At 40.1% G+C, this 16,295-nt stretch carries 10 protein-coding genes and 9 pseudogenes; 12 read left to right on the forward strand and 7 right to left on the reverse strand.

Annotation, left to right across the window (positions count from 1 at the left end):
- Positions 1–11: 11 nt before the first annotated feature.
- The 6 genes and pseudogenes from KA717_18110 (at position 12) to KA717_18135 (ending at position 5,848) form a co-directional block, all read left to right on the forward strand.
- A complete protein-coding gene (locus KA717_18110; protein ID UXE64235.1) occupies positions 12–1,238 on the forward strand; it encodes an NAD(P)/FAD-dependent oxidoreductase in 1,227 nt (408 codons plus the stop codon).
- Position 1,239: 1 nt separating this feature from the next.
- Positions 1,240–2,169, forward strand: a complete 930-nt coding sequence (locus KA717_18115) for an S-layer homology domain-containing protein (protein UXE64236.1) — start codon at positions 1,240–1,242, stop codon at positions 2,167–2,169.
- Positions 2,170–2,375: 206 nt separating this feature from the next.
- A pseudogene (locus KA717_18120) lies at positions 2,376–3,713 on the forward strand (IS5 family transposase).
- Between the two features lie 260 nt (positions 3,714–3,973).
- The gene (locus KA717_18125; protein ID UXE64237.1) at positions 3,974–4,219 is read left to right on the forward strand and encodes a DUF4277 domain-containing protein; all 246 of its coding nucleotides are present in this window, start codon (positions 3,974–3,976) and stop codon (positions 4,217–4,219) included.
- Complete coding sequence (locus tag KA717_18130; GenBank protein ID UXE64238.1) at positions 4,210–5,520, forward strand: IS1634 family transposase; 1,311 nt, start codon at positions 4,210–4,212, stop codon at positions 5,518–5,520. The genes KA717_18125 and KA717_18130 overlap by 10 nt, the downstream gene beginning before the upstream one ends.
- A 205-nt stretch (positions 5,521–5,725) precedes the next feature.
- Positions 5,726–5,848: pseudogene (locus KA717_18135) on the forward strand (ISAs1 family transposase).
- Between the two features lie 98 nt (positions 5,849–5,946).
- On the opposite strand, the gene KA717_18140 reads toward KA717_18135, so the two are convergent.
- The 3 genes from KA717_18140 to KA717_18150 all read right to left on the reverse strand — a co-directional run bounded on the left by KA717_18140 (position 5,947) and on the right by KA717_18150 (position 7,848).
- Positions 5,947–6,405, reverse strand: a complete 459-nt coding sequence (locus KA717_18140) for a divergent PAP2 family protein (protein ID UXE64239.1) — start codon at positions 6,403–6,405, stop codon at positions 5,947–5,949.
- Positions 6,406–6,464: 59 nt separating this feature from the next.
- A complete protein-coding gene (locus KA717_18145) occupies positions 6,465–7,373 on the reverse strand; it encodes a polyprenyl synthetase family protein (protein ID UXE64240.1) in 909 nt (302 codons plus the stop codon).
- A gap of 142 nt (positions 7,374–7,515) precedes the next feature.
- The gene (locus tag KA717_18150) at positions 7,516–7,848 is read right to left on the reverse strand and encodes a hypothetical protein (protein UXE64241.1); all 333 of its coding nucleotides are present in this window, start codon (positions 7,846–7,848) and stop codon (positions 7,516–7,518) included.
- A gap of 1,055 nt (positions 7,849–8,903) precedes the next feature.
- On the opposite strand from KA717_18150, the gene KA717_18155 reads away from it, so the two are divergent.
- On the forward strand, positions 8,904–9,146 hold the full coding sequence (locus KA717_18155) for a reverse transcriptase N-terminal domain-containing protein (protein ID UXE64705.1): 243 nt from the start codon (positions 8,904–8,906) through the stop codon (positions 9,144–9,146).
- Between the two features lie 48 nt (positions 9,147–9,194).
- Positions 9,195–9,449: pseudogene (locus tag KA717_18160) on the forward strand (transposase family protein).
- A 34-nt stretch (positions 9,450–9,483) separates the two neighbouring features.
- Here the strand turns inward: KA717_18160 and KA717_18165 are convergent.
- The 3 genes and pseudogenes from KA717_18165 to KA717_18175 all read right to left on the reverse strand — a co-directional run bounded on the left by KA717_18165 (position 9,484) and on the right by KA717_18175 (position 11,456).
- Positions 9,484–9,738 (reverse strand): annotated as a pseudogene (locus KA717_18165) (ISKra4 family transposase).
- Between the two features lie 185 nt (positions 9,739–9,923).
- On the reverse strand, positions 9,924–10,127 hold the full coding sequence (locus KA717_18170; protein ID UXE64242.1) for a hypothetical protein: 204 nt from the start codon (positions 10,125–10,127) through the stop codon (positions 9,924–9,926).
- 249 nt (positions 10,128–10,376) lie between these two features.
- Positions 10,377–11,456: pseudogene (locus tag KA717_18175) on the reverse strand (ISL3 family transposase).
- A 76-nt stretch (positions 11,457–11,532) separates the two neighbouring features.
- On the opposite strand from KA717_18175, the pseudogene KA717_18180 reads away from it, so the two are divergent.
- The 4 genes and pseudogenes from KA717_18180 to KA717_18195 all read left to right on the forward strand — a co-directional run bounded on the left by KA717_18180 (position 11,533) and on the right by KA717_18195 (position 14,702).
- A pseudogene (locus tag KA717_18180) lies at positions 11,533–12,814 on the forward strand (ISKra4 family transposase).
- A 177-nt stretch (positions 12,815–12,991) separates the two neighbouring features.
- Positions 12,992–13,298: pseudogene (locus KA717_18185) on the forward strand (transposase).
- A 205-nt stretch (positions 13,299–13,503) separates the two neighbouring features.
- Positions 13,504–13,832, forward strand: a pseudogene (locus KA717_18190) (IS5/IS1182 family transposase).
- 255 nt (positions 13,833–14,087) lie between these two features.
- The gene (locus KA717_18195) at positions 14,088–14,702 is read left to right on the forward strand and encodes a hypothetical protein (GenBank protein ID UXE64243.1); all 615 of its coding nucleotides are present in this window, start codon (positions 14,088–14,090) and stop codon (positions 14,700–14,702) included.
- A 155-nt stretch (positions 14,703–14,857) separates the two neighbouring features.
- Here KA717_18195 and KA717_18200 read toward each other — a convergent pair.
- A pseudogene (locus KA717_18200) lies at positions 14,858–16,194 on the reverse strand (IS5 family transposase).
- Positions 16,195–16,295 lie beyond the last annotated feature (101 nt).

Consider the following 16,295-nt stretch of genomic DNA (forward strand, 5'->3'; position numbering starts at 1 on the left):
TTTGAGCAACAATGCAACAATTTGATGTGGTAGTGGTGGGCGGTGGGCCAGCCGGTGGCTATGGAGCTTATTTATTGGCCCAAAAGGGTTATAAAGTGCTGCTTGTAGAACAGCACCCAGACTTTACCAAAAACAATTTTTCCAGTGCTGCCACACCTCTTGAAACCCTCACCCAATTTAATTTGCCCTCAGCCGTGGTCGCTCAGTATTGGCGAAAATTAGCGGTGATTAGCACCCATGAAGCTCAGGAATGGTCATCGGACAAGCCCTTGGGTGCGGTCTTTGATTTTGCGAAATTGCGCTCCTATCTGGCCGAAAAAGTTACACAACAAGGGGGAACGGTTTGGTTAGGTCATCGTTATCTCAATACGGTTCAGGAGGGCGAGAAAACTTTAGTTCAGCTAAAGCGATCAGGGGGAAAGGTGAGCACGATCGCCGCCCAGGTTGTTGTGGATGCCACTGGTTACGCTCGCGCAGTCATGTATCCTCAAAAAAGCGATCGCCCTTCTTTTTACAAAGCCACAGGCATTGAGTATTTAATTACAGTGGACGAACAAACCCATACTCAATATGCCGAATCCTTACTTTTCTTTTTAGGTTATCGTTGGAGTCCGAGGGGTTATTCCTGGATTTTTCCAATGGATAACTATCAGTTAAAAGTGGGATCGGCTTGGATTGATGCGGAACATCAATATTTAAAAACATTAAAGCCTCTACGGGACTATACCAAGGCTTTGATTACCGATTATTTGCAACTAGACCATTATCAATTAGTGGAAATTCATGGCTCTATTTTGGAGTATTCTTCTCATCTAGAGGATACCTATTATCGCGATAATCTCATTGCCATTGGTGATGCTGTTTCTACGGTTAATTTTCTCGGCGGCGAAGGAATTCGTCATGGGATGCAAGGAGCCGCGATCGCTGTTCCCTATATTGAAGCCTATCTTCAGGGCAAAAAAGCAAGCTTCTCTGGCTATGAAAAGGCCATGAAAGATTATTTTGCTCAAAAATGGAATGTCTCAGAGGCGATTAACCGTAAAGTTTATTTGCAATATGATGATGCCAAAATTGATCTCGGTGTTGCCTATCTAAAATATCTGAGTTTTGACGATGCGATCGATATTCTTTTTAATTACAAATTTGATAAACTTTATCGAGGCATTTACCCCTTTATTTTTAAAAAAATCAATAAACTTGTCCAAGGCCTCAAAAGATGGCTAGTTCGCACCCCCTGAAATGATTAAACCCTCTCCCCTGATTCTTCTCTGTTTAAGTTTGCTCACTGGCTGTAGTGGTAGTCCCCTCGCCAACCGCTTTGCCGTCAACCCCGCTCTAGAAGTTTCCCCCTCCCTCTCCCCTCTTCCTCCCTCTCCTCTCCTCTCCCCCTCCTCCCCCGCCTCTCTCTCCCCCTCTCCCCTCCTCCCCCCATCCCCCAGTCCCTCCCCCGGCAGTCCTCTACAATTCAGCGATCTGGCCACGGTTTCCCAACCCTTTCGAGGCTACATCGAAGATCTGGCCCAATTAGGGATTCTTTCCTCTCGAAATGATCAAAATTTCCAGCCCAACAGTCCGATTACACGACGGGAATATGCTCGTTGGTTGATAGCTGCCAATAACCGCTTTTATGCCAATGTCCCGGCCAAACAAATTCGTTTAGGAAGCGAAAATTCTGCGCCCGCTTTTGCGGATGTGTCTAGCAAAGATCCTGATTTTCCAGCAATTCAAGGTTTGGCTGAAGCCGGATTAATTCCTTCTCCTCTTAGTAATGATCCCAGTGCCAGTCTGTTCCGTCCCAATGTCAACCTAACGCGAGAAGATTTGATTGCCTGGAAGGTTCCTCTCGATACCCGTAAAGCCCTTCCCAATGCTTCGATTGATAATTTGAAGGAAACCTGGGGTTTTCAGGATGTGGCCAAAATCGATCCCAAGGTTTGGCGAAGCATCTATGACGATTTTCAAAATGGAGATCAGTCTAATATTCGGCGGGTTTTCGGCTATACAACGCTCTTTCAACCCAAAAAGCCTGTGACCAGGGCAGAAGCAGCGGCCACATTGTGGTATTTCGGTTTTCAGGGAGATGGGCTGTCGGCTCAGGAAGTCCGAGCTATGCCAAAGCCCACACCCTCACCTTCTCCTCTGCTTAATGCCCCGAATCCAAGTAAGTAGGTAGTTGCAATTAAATGTAAAATTGATTACCCTGAAAGCCTTGCTGTGACTCAATTCTCTAAAAAATCAATTGTGCCTACCTAGGGCTTGCTGAAAAAAGCTGAAACCTTTACGGAGAAAAATAGTAGGCGAATTAAGAACCGCTAGAATGCACGAAAATAGGGTAGAATGCCTCAAAACCATTGCATTAAGAAGAGAGAAAGCAGATGTACCGAAAGCAACAGTACTCAATTGAAACACCAGAAAACTTGAAAAATCTGTTCGGCGGGCAGTTAGACGAAGAAAATCGTTGGATAGAAATGTCAAAAATGATTCTTTGGGAAGAATATGAGGAAGAATATGCAAAAAACTTCACAGAAAAAAAAGGAGCCCCAGCCAAATCATTTAGAATGGCATTAGGAGCATTAATTATCAAAGAAATTTCAGGAAAAAGTGACAGAGAAACAGTAGAACAAATAAAAGAGAACCCTTATTTACAGTACTTTATAGGAATGGAAAGCTATAGTAGCAAAGAAGCATTTAATGCGTCAATGATGGTTCATTTTCGTAAAAAAATAGGAATGGAATTAATAAATAAAATTAATAAAGAAATAGAAAAAAAAGCGACGGGTGTAGCGTCAGAAAAAAAAGAAAATGAAGGAAAGTTATTGTTAGATGCGACTTGTACACCAGCAGATATAAAATATCCAACGGATATAGGAATATTGAATGATGCCAGAGAAAAAACAGAAAAAATAATAGATAAGCTGTATGAAGAAATAAAAGAGAAAAGGAAAGAAAAGCCGAGGACTTATAGGGAAGTGGCAAGAAAAGAGTACTTAGCCATAGCAAAAAAACGTCGTGTGTCAAAAAAAGAAAGAAGAAAAGGAACAAAAAAACAACTAGGATATATAAAAAGAAACTTGTCTGATATAGAAAAAATGATAGAAGAGGGAGCAAAGTTAGAAAAACTAACGAAAAAAGAGCAAGAAGAGCTTGTAACGATAGGAAAAGTGTATGAGCAACAGTTAGAAATGTATGAAAAAAAGACAAATAAAGTAGAAAACAGAATTGTGAGTGTAAGCCAACCTCACGTGCGTCCAATAGTGCGTGGAAAAGCGGGAAAAGCAGTAGAGTTTGGAGCTAAAATATCGGCAAGTAATGTGAATGGCTTTGTCTTCTTAGACAAATTAAGTTGGGATAATTACAACGAATCGGGAGATTTACAAGCGCGAATAGAAGAATATAAAAGGGAAACAGGATGTTATCCGGAATCGGTTCATGTGGATAAAATCTATCGAACAAAAGCGAATCGAGCTTATTGTAAAGAAAGGGATATAAGAATGAGTGGTCCCCGATTGGGAAGACCGCCGAAAGAGGTGAGCAAAGAAAAAAAGAAAGAGGCACGCTCAGATGAAAGAGTGCGTAATGCCATTGAGGGTAAATTCGGACAGGGAAAGAGGAAATTTAGTCTTGGTCGAGTGATGGCCAAACTACCTGAGACCTCGGAAACGGTAATTGCGATGAACTTTTTGGTAATGAATCTTTCTACTCTACTTCAGAAGACAAAAAGTAAAAAGTTGTAGAGTCGTTTTTCTTGTGAAAAATGGTGTTAATTTTCCTCTCTTTTGTGAGGAGTGATTTGTGTTGACCTTTTTAGACAGAAAGGAACAATAGATTAAACAAAATCTGTATTTTGATTTGTTTCCATAAGGATAAGTTATCTATGCTTTTTCAGTCCATACTTCCCTAACCCACATTTCTTTCGTTTTTTGACTTTTTCAGCAAGCCCTACTTAGGAATCGTAGCGGGAATTATAGATGAAATGGGTTTAGTAGAAATTATCGATGAGGAAGTGGGAACTCATCCTCAAGAAAAGCTCAGTGTAGGTACAATAGTAAAAGCAATGATATTAAACTGCTTAGGATGTATCAATGCTCCGTTATATTTGTTGAGTGAGTTTTTTAAAGGAAAAGCATTAGAATACCTATTAGGAGAAGGAATAAAAGCAGAAGATTTAAATGATGACAAGCTAGGAGGTCATTGGATAAGGTATTTGGAGTGGGGGTAAAAAACCGGTTCACGAAAATAGTCCTAAAAGCGGCAGCAATCTTTGGAATAGAACAAAAGTCAAAGCATTTAGACTCAACCTCAATGTCTGTACAAGGGAAGTATAAGGAAAGGATAGAAGATGAGGAAGACGAGCAGACAAAAGCCATAAAAATAAAATTTGGTTATTCCAGAGATAAACGACCAGACCTAAAACAGTTTATGTTAAATATGATATGTAGTGGAGATGGTGGTGTCCCTCTCTTTATGCAATTAGGAGATGGCAATGAATCGGATAAAAAGGTGTTTCCCCAGATAATCAAAGACTGTCAAGAAAGGTTGAATATGGAAGGTTTATCGGTGATGGATGGAGCTTTTTATACGGCGGAAAATGTGGGCATGGCGAGGTCAATTCAATGGTTAAGTCGTGTCCCTCTGAAAGAAGCCACTGAGACTTTGGCAAATATATCAGAAGACCAATGGCAGCAGGGTGAACAGGACGGTTATCGTTGGCAAGTGAGGGCTTCGGAATATGGGGGTGAACAGCAACGATGGCTTGTGGTCGAAAGTGCTCAACGTCTCCAGTCCGATAATAAAGCTATAAGTCAAAAAATTGAGAAAGCCGATAAAGTTGTCAAAAAAGAATGGCAGAAACTTTGTGGACAGAATTTTGCTTGTGAGGCCGATGCTCTTACTGAGGCTCAACTCTGGCCAAAAACCTTGACTTATCATCAACTCAGTCAAGTTGAGGTTCAGACTATTCCTTACTATGCCAAGGGAGGAAGACCGAAACAAGGGGCTACCCCTCTCGGTTTTCATTACCGCTTAACTGGGCAATTAAGCCTTGATTCCTCTTGCTTGGAAGCCGCATCTAAACGGGCTGGACGTTTTATTTTAGCTACTAATGTTCTTGATTCTCAGGTTTTGAGTCCCGACCAGATGTTGGCTGAATATAAGGCTCAACAAAACACCGAGCGCGGCTTTCGCTTTCTCAAAGACCCTTTCTTTTTTGCCTCTGCTCTTTTTCTCAAGAATCCTCAACGCATTATGGCTTTGATGATGATTATGGTTGTCTCTTTATTGGTTTATACTTTGGCACAACGTCGCCTACGACAGGCTTTGGCTCTTGCCCATCAGACTATTCCTAATCAAAAGGGTAAACCGACCGCCATTCCCACTCTGCTTTGGGTCTTTCAGTCTTTTCTGTTTATCCGTTGGTTAGAGATTGACGGCATTCAAACTATCGTTAATTTGACCTCCAAACACAAACATATTCTTTCCTTTCTTGGCTCTTCATGTCAAAAGTACTACTTTGTCTCTTGACTTACCTGCGGAATGTGGGCTCCAAACACAAACATATTCTTTCCTTTCTTGGCTCTTCATGTCACAAGTACTACTTTGTCTCTTGACTTACCTGCGGAATGTGGGTTTTAACGCTTAACTTAGTCATTTTCTCTTGAGGTTTATTCGCTTATTTGATTTTAACTATTCCGTTACCATTTCTCACTTTATTTTTATTTTTTCAAAATTAGTACGAAATATAGGGCTTAACTTACTCACAAAAGAAAAGACTCTTAAACTCGGTATCAAGAATAAACGGCTACGCGCTGGTTGGGACGAGGACTATCTCCTTAAGGTTTTGCTCACGTAAGATGCGTTCGCCCTGTGCGTTTGCCCTGATTGATGACACGCTCTAAGTTTTATCGCAAAGATGCCGAATTCTACTCATGTTTGCCAAATGATTTTTTATTAAATTACCCCTAAAAAAAGAAAGGCGATCGCAATTCCCAAGGCCAAACCAACCAGGACTTGAACGGGAGTATGACCGAGGAGTTCCTTGAGACGGACTTCATTAAAACTATTACCATCATCTTGAAAGAGTTCATCAATCATTTGATTCAAAATACGGGCCTGTTTTCCGGCTGCCTGACGAACCCCTGCCGCGTCATACATCACAATAATGGCAAACAGACAAGCGATCGCAAATTCATTACTACCCCAACCCTTTTGTAAACCGACACCTGTTGCCAAAGCTCCTACCAACGCCGAATGAGCACTGGGCATCCCCCCCGTCGAAACCAGGGAACGGATATTAATTTTACCATTGCGAACCAGTTCCACGATCGCCTTTAATCCTTGGGCAATCAAACAAGCGGCCAAAGACACCAACAAAACGTGATTCTCAAGAATACTAGGGAAATCCTGCATAAATCAAGACATTTAAACAATAAATAAGCACTCGGACAGTTTGACACCAGTTTAAGCCCTTAGTGCTTACGGCTAACAATATATTGGGCTAACGATTTTAACGGTGTAGCGGCCTCTCCATAGCAATCCAACGCCGCGATCGCCTCGTCCACCAACTGTTGAGCTTGTTTTTGAGATTCCTCAATTCCCCAAAGACTAGGATAAGTTGCCTTTTGGGCCAATAAATCCTTCCCCGCCGTCTTGCCCAGTTCTTCTTGGGTTGCCGTAATATCGAGAATATCATCCACAATTTGAAAAGCCAGGCCAATATTTTGGGCAAAAGTTGACAATTTCTCGACTTCCGTCTCCGTCGCTCCTGCCAAAATGGCCCCCGAAACCACCGACGTTTCCAGTAAAGCCCCCGTTTTGTGGGTATGAATAAAAGTCAAGGTATCGGCAGTGACATCGGTTTTCCCCTCCGACTCCAGATCCAAGACTTGACCTCCCACTAATCCCTCTGCTCCAACCGTTCTTCCCAAACGAGCGATCACCTCCAGCAAATTATGGGGCGCAACATTACGGGTTTGAGTAACCACAAATTCAAAGGCGTAGGCTAACAGACCATCTCCTGCCAAAATTGCGATATCTTCCCCAAAAACCTTGTGATTCGTCAACTTTCCTCGACGATAATCGTCATTATCCATAGCTGGTAAATCATCATGAATTAATGACATAGTGTGAATCATTTCCAAGGCACAGGCTGTGGGTAGGCACATTTCCAAACTGCCACCATGAAGCTCACCAGTGGTTAAACAAAGGATCGGTCTTAATCTTTTTCCCCCCGCCAGCAGAGAATAATGCATCGCTTCATAAATCTTGGCAGGTCTTCTAATGGGGAGAGATTGATTCAGAGCCTGCTCAACTAGCCCCTGCTTTTCTTGAAGATAGGAAGCAAGGTCAAAGGTCATTGACTTCCTTTGTACAACCATTGTGTCACCCATTTGTGCTATACACAGATATTAAATAACCGACTGCTTCCCTATTTTACAGGTAATGGGAAAGGCCACTGGAAAAAGATTAGAGAAAAAAATTAGAGATTAGAATTCAAGCTTCATAGAGATTAAAGTTTAGCTATTCTGAATCGAAATCCTCATCCTCTAGATTAGAGTCGGGATAGCGAGCATAAATTTGTTCAGCTTCAGGACAATCGTCAGAGATCAATAACTCAGAATTCGAGCGAGAAACGGAAGCCAATTTACGACTCACGGCTCCAATACTTTCTAGACGAACCATTTCTTCCCATGAACTGACTTCATCATCTTCCTCTGTTTCATAGCGAATGGTCACGAGATCCCCTTCGAGGGCGATAATGCGAGCATTTTCAATCCAGCGTTGCTGATCCCGCAAGTAAATGCAAACTTCCTGTCCATCAGTACAAAACTGGTATATCTTGCGGTGTAACATTTTGAGTCTCCTATAAAGCTTAATAATTTTCTCAAGGCAGGCAATCTATAAAAACGACGACGGACTTTGTTCTATACCGCTTCGTCGCTTAGGTCGCTTAGGGAGAATAGGCTGATTGAGAAGGAATAGCTCTGGTCGGAAGAGAACAAGCTGATTTGGGCAGTTTGGACCTAGGGTCAAAAATTTCACAATATTCAACGATGGGAGTCTTGATCCACAAGCTTAATCTTATACCAAAATCTTAGCTTACTGGAAAGAAAGCAGCGGACAAATAAGGAAAAAATACATTTTCAAACAGGGTGATCACCCCCAAAAGAGATTTCCCATGATCCATCAAAAATAGTAATCTAGGACAGCAATTCCAAATTCAAACGGTAACATAAAATACAGACGTTATCTCGCTTTTATGGGGTCAAGAGAGATTTCGCTGATTTCTGACGTTTTTCGTACTTCCTCCTCGAATCTTAGCCTCTTGGAGAGTCAGCAACCGGCAAACAAACTTGATCAATGTGCGATTCGTTTAGCGTGAATCACGGTGAAAGTCCGTAAATAACCGCTCTTTGCCAAGTCTCCCAAGACTAGCTTAACTATCCCCTTGATGAGGGTGAAAGCCCCTCTCCTTAAACTCGAAGGTAACTCCTTATCTGCCCACACTGACACAACTCGGAATTTGTGAGAGTGAAGCTGGGAGCAGGACGCAATCAGATATCAATTGCAGATGGCACTGGCGTTAACAGGGAGTTCCCATGATGAAACAGAGCCTAGAAAAGCAACTTAGTGTTGAAGCAGACATAGTACTTAGAGTCTGACTCCGCCAGAGATTAGTATCCCGCCGAGTTATTGATGATATCGGTAAGAGTAAGGGGTTCTGGCAGTTGAAGTGGCTACATCTAAAGGGACAATCAATCAAAAGGATGGAACGAATAAAAACGAATCTAGGGTCTGAGGGCGGTCGAATCCTCAGTAAACCAGACGAGAGGTGCAATTCCTTAGATTCGGGTAGGACAAGGCGTAATTGCCTAGAGGTATATAGAAAACACAATTGGATGCAGATTATGGTTAGACACGGTATTAACACCAGTGAACTATGGAAGAAACTACCTTGGAAGAAATTCCAAAAGACGCTCTTCCGACTACAGAAAAGAGTGTTCAAAGCAGTTCAATTTGGCGACAAGCATAAAGCTTGGTCACTCCAAAAACTGATTATAAAATCTCAAGCGGCTAGATTACTAGTAGTCAGTCAAGGTAGAACCAGGGCGAACGCATCTAAAAATGATACAGATACAAGAACATTATAGAGGGATGGATAAGGGAAAATAAGGAAAAGTGCATAGAAAACAAAAGCGATGAAACTCCGACCCAAATATAGACTGGTAGAACACTTTGCCGAAATAGATGACCCTCGCATCGAACGAACAAAACGGCATAAACTCATTGATATTCTAACGATTGCCATCTTAGCCGTCATTTGTGGAGCAGAAGGTTGGGTAGCCATGGAAAGTTTCGGCAAGGCTAAACATCAATGGCTAAAAAAAATTTTGGAATTGCCGAATGGCATCCCCTCCCACGATACGTTTGCGCGTGTACTTGCTAGTCTGAATGGGTACGACCTTTAGTTGATAAAAGCTGTTGTAATCAGGGTTCTACAGGGAACCCATATTGATCAAGTTTTGCCCAAAATTGACTCCATCGTTCCTTGGTCAATACCAAAGCTCGTAGGCTCAAAATAATTCCTGCTCCTTTTTCCTTCCATCGCATCCCTGAACAACATAATCGTTGTTTGACCAACGTCTTACAAGCTGCTTCCGTAACACCTGAACCAATCGGATACTTTTTCTCTATGTATTCAGCATAATCCATTTGATGCTGATGATTCTCGTAATAAGTAATCGCCCAGCAATTCTCAGTTTTAGACACAGCAAGCCTTTTAGGGATTTAAAGAACATTTCAAAGGGGGTTTTTGGGGCAATCCTGTATGTACTATTGCGCCTAAAAGCCTGAAGACTCGTAAAATGAACTTGTTAATCCCGTTGAATTTTACCCCGTATTACGCGAACTAAAACCTGAAACTCTTGCTACAGCGCAAATTTAGAATTGCTGGTAATCGCCGCTTGTAGTTTCTCGGTAAGATTCTTAGAATGACTTTTTTCTTCTTTGACTTCTTTCATCAGATTTAGCAGTTCTCCTGCTTTTCCTTTTTCATGCTTGAGTTCTCGACAATTTTCAGTCAACCATTCTTTTTGTTTTGACACTGTATTCGGATGCAACGCTTCTGCCAAGGCACCTAAGTAGGGCTTGCTGAAAAAAGCTGAAACCCTTACGGAGAAAAATAGTAGGCGAATTAAGAACCGCTAGAATGCACGAAAATAGGGTAGAATGCCTCAAAACCATTGCATTAAGAAGAGAGAAAGCAGATGTACCGAAAGCAACAGTACTCAATTGAAACACCAGAAAACTTGAAAAATCTGTTCGGCGGGCAGTTAGATGAAGAAAATCGGGCTCTCCCCTTGTCTGTGTGTAATGTTATGTTAAGAGTTAAAGCAAGCTAACAATTTAAGCCGTAGATGCTCAAAATTAGCAAATCCATAACTTTTCCTTTTTATTAATTTAATTTTTGTATTCATCCCTTCCGTTAATCCATTAGTTGTATGGTTTTCAAAATAATTGCATATACCTGTCAAATGAGTTTTCAGCATACCCACACTTTTTTTATAGAATAGGCTCGCTGTTCTCATCCATTTTTCAAATTTTCTCCTTGCACCATTTGTCGTTCTTGAATGCTCATAAATATCTCTAATCTCTTCCTTCATTTCATACGCTATTCCTAAACAAGGATACATTTTCAATATCTCTTCTAACTCTTCTCTTTTTTCTTTTTTTAACTCTTCTTTATTTTTCCATAATAGGTATGTTAAACCCTTTTTATGGATATTCATTTTCTTTCTCAATTTATTCAATTCTTCATTTATATTTTTCATTACATGAAATCTATCATAGACGATTTTAGCATTTACAAATAACTCCTTTATTGCTGACGTAAATCACTCCCACATATCCACACTTACTTCCTTTACATTCTCTCTAACCCTTGCTGGCTGCACCTTTAGGGCTTCTATTATCTCTTCTTTTTTGTGTCCTTTTATTACTTCTAACAATTCCTTTTTATTTATATCTATCACTGTTGTAATAAAGTCTTTTTTTCCTTTTCTATTACTAAATTCGTCTAAACTTATCTTTTCTGGTAATTCCCATTCCTTCTTTTCTGCCTGCTTTGCATACTCTTCAAATATTGATTCCAATGTTCCCCAACTTATTTCTTCTTCTTGCCTTACCTCTTCTACATTTTTCTTTTTTACTTGCTCATAAATCTTTTCTTCATAACGAATTGTATAATGTTTTCTTAGCCGCATAAAGTCCAGTCTTTCTGTTATGTATTTCTGACATTTTTCACAATGGAACTGGCGGCGGGGCACTTCCAGATATACTTTCTTTCCCAATAGGGATAAATCCCGAACCAAATTATATTCTATTTGATTTATATCTTCCAATTCTTTATGACAATTTGGACATTCCATTACTTCGTTTTTCATTTTTAATTTTAAGAACAAAGGGGTGTGACCTTTAGTTGATGAAGGAAAAGAAAAGTGTTAACATGGGATGAAAAGTGACAAAGAGGAAACAATGATGACAGCAAAACTAATTAATGTAGAGGGTTCAAAGATAAAAATAGAACTAACATTAGAACTCAGTCGTTCAATGTTGGATACAGAAATAAATATTCAAAAAGGCTTAAACGAAGTAGGTTGCATCGCCAGCAAAGAAGCCTTGAAATATTTAGATACAGATGGTTCACCCTTAAAAATCGGTGAAGAAATCTGGAAGAGTAAGGGAGAGCAACCGAAAGAATATCAAACACCTTATGGTGAGGTTATAGTGAATCGTCATGTATATCAGCGTTCACCTTTGAGGAAAAACGTATTGCCCCTTAGAAAGAGAAGCAAGGATAATCATAACATCAACGCCATTATTGGCAAAACAGGTATCCTCAAAAATGTCAGGGATGGCAGGCAAAGAGGTGAAAAATGATTTATTAGAAAATCATGGTAGAAAAGTAGCGCTATCCTATATCCAAAGATTGAGTGAAGCAGTAGGAAGTGTGGTACAGGCAAAAGAAGAAGCGTGGAGTTATGCCCCGCCCAAGGAGGATAGCCAAATTGCAACAGTGGGAATAGGATTAGATGGAACCTGTATGCTGATGTGTGAGGATGGCTACCGTGAAGCAATGGTGGGAACCGTTTCCCTATACGATAGTGAAGGCGAACGTCAACCTACAATCTATCTAGGTGCGGCACCAGAGTATGGAAAAAAGAGTTTTCTAGAAAGATTAGAAAGAGAAATTGAGCGAGCGAAAAACCGTTATCCAGAGGCAACATTGGTCGGGATAGCAGACGGGGCAGAATCAAATTGGAAGTTTTTAGAAAAGCAAACGGAAGAACAGATATTAGATTTCTATCATGCCTCTGGTTACTTAGGTGCCTTGGCAGAAGCGTTGCATCCGAATACCGTGTCAAAACAAAAAGAATGGTTGACTGAAAATTGTCGAGAACTCAAGCATGAAAAAGGAAAAGCAGGAGAACTGCTAAATCTGATGAAAGAAGTCAAAGAAGAAAAAAGTCATTCTAAGAATCTTACCGAGAAACTACAAGCGGCGATTACTTATTACGAGAATCATCAGCATCAAATGGATTATGCTGAATACATAGAGAAAAAGTATCCGATTGGTTCAGGTGTTACGGAAGCAGCTTGTAAGACGTTGGTCAAACAACGATTATGTTGTTCAGGGATGCGATGGAAGGAAAAAGGAGCAGGAATTATTTTGAGCCTACGAGCTTTGGTATTGACCAAGGAACGATGGAGTCAATTTTGGGCAAAACTTGATCAATATGGGTTCCCTGTAGAACCCTGATTACAACAGCTTTTATCAACTAAAGGTCGCACCCGAACAAAGCACCATCTATTTCTCGATAGTTTACGACTGTTACCTTTGGCAAACCTAGTAGCTCATCCAAGTTTATCCACATACTCCACCTCCTACTGTGGTATTACTATTATACACTTTCCACACAGTTGGGGGAAGAGCCAAAATCGTTGGATAGAAATGTCAAAAATGATTCCCTGGGAAGAATATGAGGAAGAATATGCAAAAAACTTCACAGAAAAAAAAGGAGCCCCAGCCAAATCATTTAGAATGGCATTAGGAGCATTAATTATCAAAGAAATTTCAGGAAAAAGTGACAGAGAAACAGTAGAACAAATAAAAGAGAACCCTTATTTACAGTACTTTATAGGAATGGAAAGCTATAGTAGCAAAGAAGCATTTAATGCGTCAATGATGGTTCATTTTCGTAAAAAAATAGGAATGGAATTAATTAATTAATAAAATTAATAAACTGGAGAGTGCGAAGTTCTCTGTCAGACATTTTGACAAAATGCCTAAAAGCCTTGCATTGAAAGCCTTTCAGCGATTGTGAGTCTGGAAGAGGGGTGAAGGACGTTGGGGGCTGAAACCCTAGTAAACTCGTTGATTTTCCTAGAACTTCGCACTGTCCAGTTAATAAAGAAATAGAAAAAAAAGCGACGGGTGTAGCGTCAGAAAAAAAAGAAAATGAAGGAAAGTTATTGTTAGATGCGACTTGTACACCAGCAGATATAAAATATCCAACGGATATAGGAATATTGAATGATGCCAGAGAAAAAACAGAAAAAATAATAGATAAGCGATATGAAGAAATAAAAGAGAAAAGAAAAGAAAAGAAAAGCCGAGGACTTATAGGGAAGTGGCAAGAAAAGAGTACTTAGCCATAGCAAAAAAACGTCGTGTGTCAAAAAAAGAAAGAAGAAAAGGAACAAAAAAACAACTAGGATATATAAAAAGAAACTTGTCTCATATAGAAAAAATGATAGAAGAGGGAGCAAAGTTAGAACCCACATTCCGCAGGTTGTCGAAGAGGAACACTAGTTCACGCGAGCTAGTATCGGTACTTGTGCATTGATTTCGGGCAAGGATAAAAAATGTCAATAAAGTTCTAAAATGGAGTCTTGCCTTAGATAGCTGGACAGTGGGAAGTTCTCGAGCAGGGTAAGTGAGAAAAGAAAATCGGACATGCGATACCCAAGAGTGCCGTTATGTCCGAAACTGGCTGATATAGAAAATAGATAGCCAGTGCTATCTATCAATTATGCAACTATGTCAGCGACTAGAGCAAATCCTAGAGAATCTCCGTCCCGCCTTTAGCCGAGAAGCAACGTACCAATGGTTTATCCTATTAGCCTGGGGAGTAGTGCTCAACAGCCAACCGAGCGCAATAACAAGCTATGTCAATGCCTTAGGGTTAACAGAGAGCTACTACCATCAGGCACTACATTGGTTTGAATCCAAGGCATTTAACGTCAAAGGACTGACCTTGGGATGGTCGAAGTGGGTAAGTCAGCATGAAAATCTATATCGAATCAAGGAAAAACGAGTGTATGTGGGGGATGGAATCAAAGTGGGGAAAGAAGGGCGCAAGATGCCAGGGGTAAAACGACTACACCAAGAATCCGGAAATGTGGCGAAGCCAGAATGGATAAGGGGGCATTACTTCAATGCCTTGAGTGTTTTGGTGGGAGCAGGAAAAGCCTGCTTTGCCTTGCCCTTAGTGTTGCGGCTAGACGATGGCATCAAGTCCAAAGCAACGGCAAAGGAAGGGAAAAAAGGCAGCAAAAAAGAGAAGACTACTCTAGGGCTTGCTGAAAAAGTCAAAAAACGAAAGAAATGTGGGTTAGGGAAGTATGGACTGAAAAAGCATAGATAACTTATCCTTATGGAAACAAATCAAAATACAGATTTTGTTTAATCTATTGTTCCTTTCTGTCTAAAAAGGTCAACACAAATCACTCCTCACAAAAGAGAGGAAAATTAACACCATTTTTCACAAGAAAAACGACTCTACAACTTTTTACTTTTTGTCTTCTGAAGTAGAGTAGAAAGATTCATTACCAAAAAGTTCATCGCAATTACCGTTTCCGAGGTCTCAGGTAGTTTGGCCATCACTCGACCAAGACTAAATTTCCTCTTTCCCTGTCCGAATTTACCCTCAATGGCATTACGCACTCTTTCATCTGAGCGTGCCTCTTTCTTTTTTTCTTTGCTCACCTCTTTCGGCGGTCTTCCCAATCGGGGATTACTCATTCTTATATCCCTTTCTTTACAATAAGCTCGATTCGCTTTTGTTCGATAGATTTTATCCACATGAACCGATTCCGGATAACATCCTGTTTCCCTTTTATATTCTTCTATTCGCGCTTGTAAATCTCCCGATTCGTTGTAATTATCCCAACTTAATTTGTCTAAGAAGACAAAGCCATTCACATTACTTGCCGATATTTTAGCTCCAAACTCTACTGCTTTTCCCGCTTTTCCACGCACTATTGGACGCACGTGAGGTTGGCTTACACTCACAATTCTGTTTTCTACTTTATTTGTCTTTTTTTCATACATTTCTAACTGTTGCTCATACACTTTTCCTATCGTTACAAGCTCTTCTTGCTCTTTTTTCGTTAGTTTTTCTAACTTTGCTCCCTCTTCTATCATTTTTTCTATATCAGACAAGTTTCTTTTTATATATCCTAGTTGTTTTTTTGTTCCTTTTCTTCTTTCTTTTTTTGACACACGACGTTTTTTTGCTATGGCTAAGTACTCTTTTCTTGCCACTTCCCTATAAGTCCTCGGCTTTTCTTTCCTTTTCTCTTTTATTTCTTCATATCGCTTATCTATTATTTTTTCTGTTTTTTCTCTGGCATCATTCAATATTCCTATATCCGTTGGATATTTTATATCTGCTGGTGTACAAGTCGCATCTAACAGTAACTTTCCTTCATTTTCTTTTTTTCCTGACGCTACACCCGTCGCTTTTTTTCTATTTCTTTATTAATTTTATTTATTAATTCCATTCCTATTTTTTTACGAAAATGAACCATCATTGACGCATTAAATGCTTCTTTGCTACTATAGCTTTCCATTCCTATAAAGTACTGTAAATAAGGGTTCTCTTTTATTTGTTCTACTGTTTCTCTGTCACTTTTTCCTGAAATTTCTTTGATAATTAATGCTCCTAATGCCATTCTAAATGATTTGGCTGGGGCTCCTTTTTTTTCTGTGAAGTTTTTTGCATATTCTTCCTCATATTCTTCCCAGGGAATCATTTTTGACATTTCTATCCAACGATTTTCTTCGTCTAACTGCCCGCCGAACAGATTTTTCAAGTTTTCTGGTGTTTCAATTGAGTACTGTTGCTTTCGGTACATCTGCTTTCTCTCTTCTTAATGCAATGGTTTTGAGGCATTCTACCCTATTTTCGTGCATTCTAGCGGTTCTTAATTCGCCTACTATTTTTCTCCGTAAAGGT

The organism is Woronichinia naegeliana WA131 (assembly GCA_025370055.1).
GTDB classification, from domain to species: domain Bacteria; phylum Cyanobacteriota; class Cyanobacteriia; order Cyanobacteriales; family Microcystaceae; genus Woronichinia; species Woronichinia naegeliana.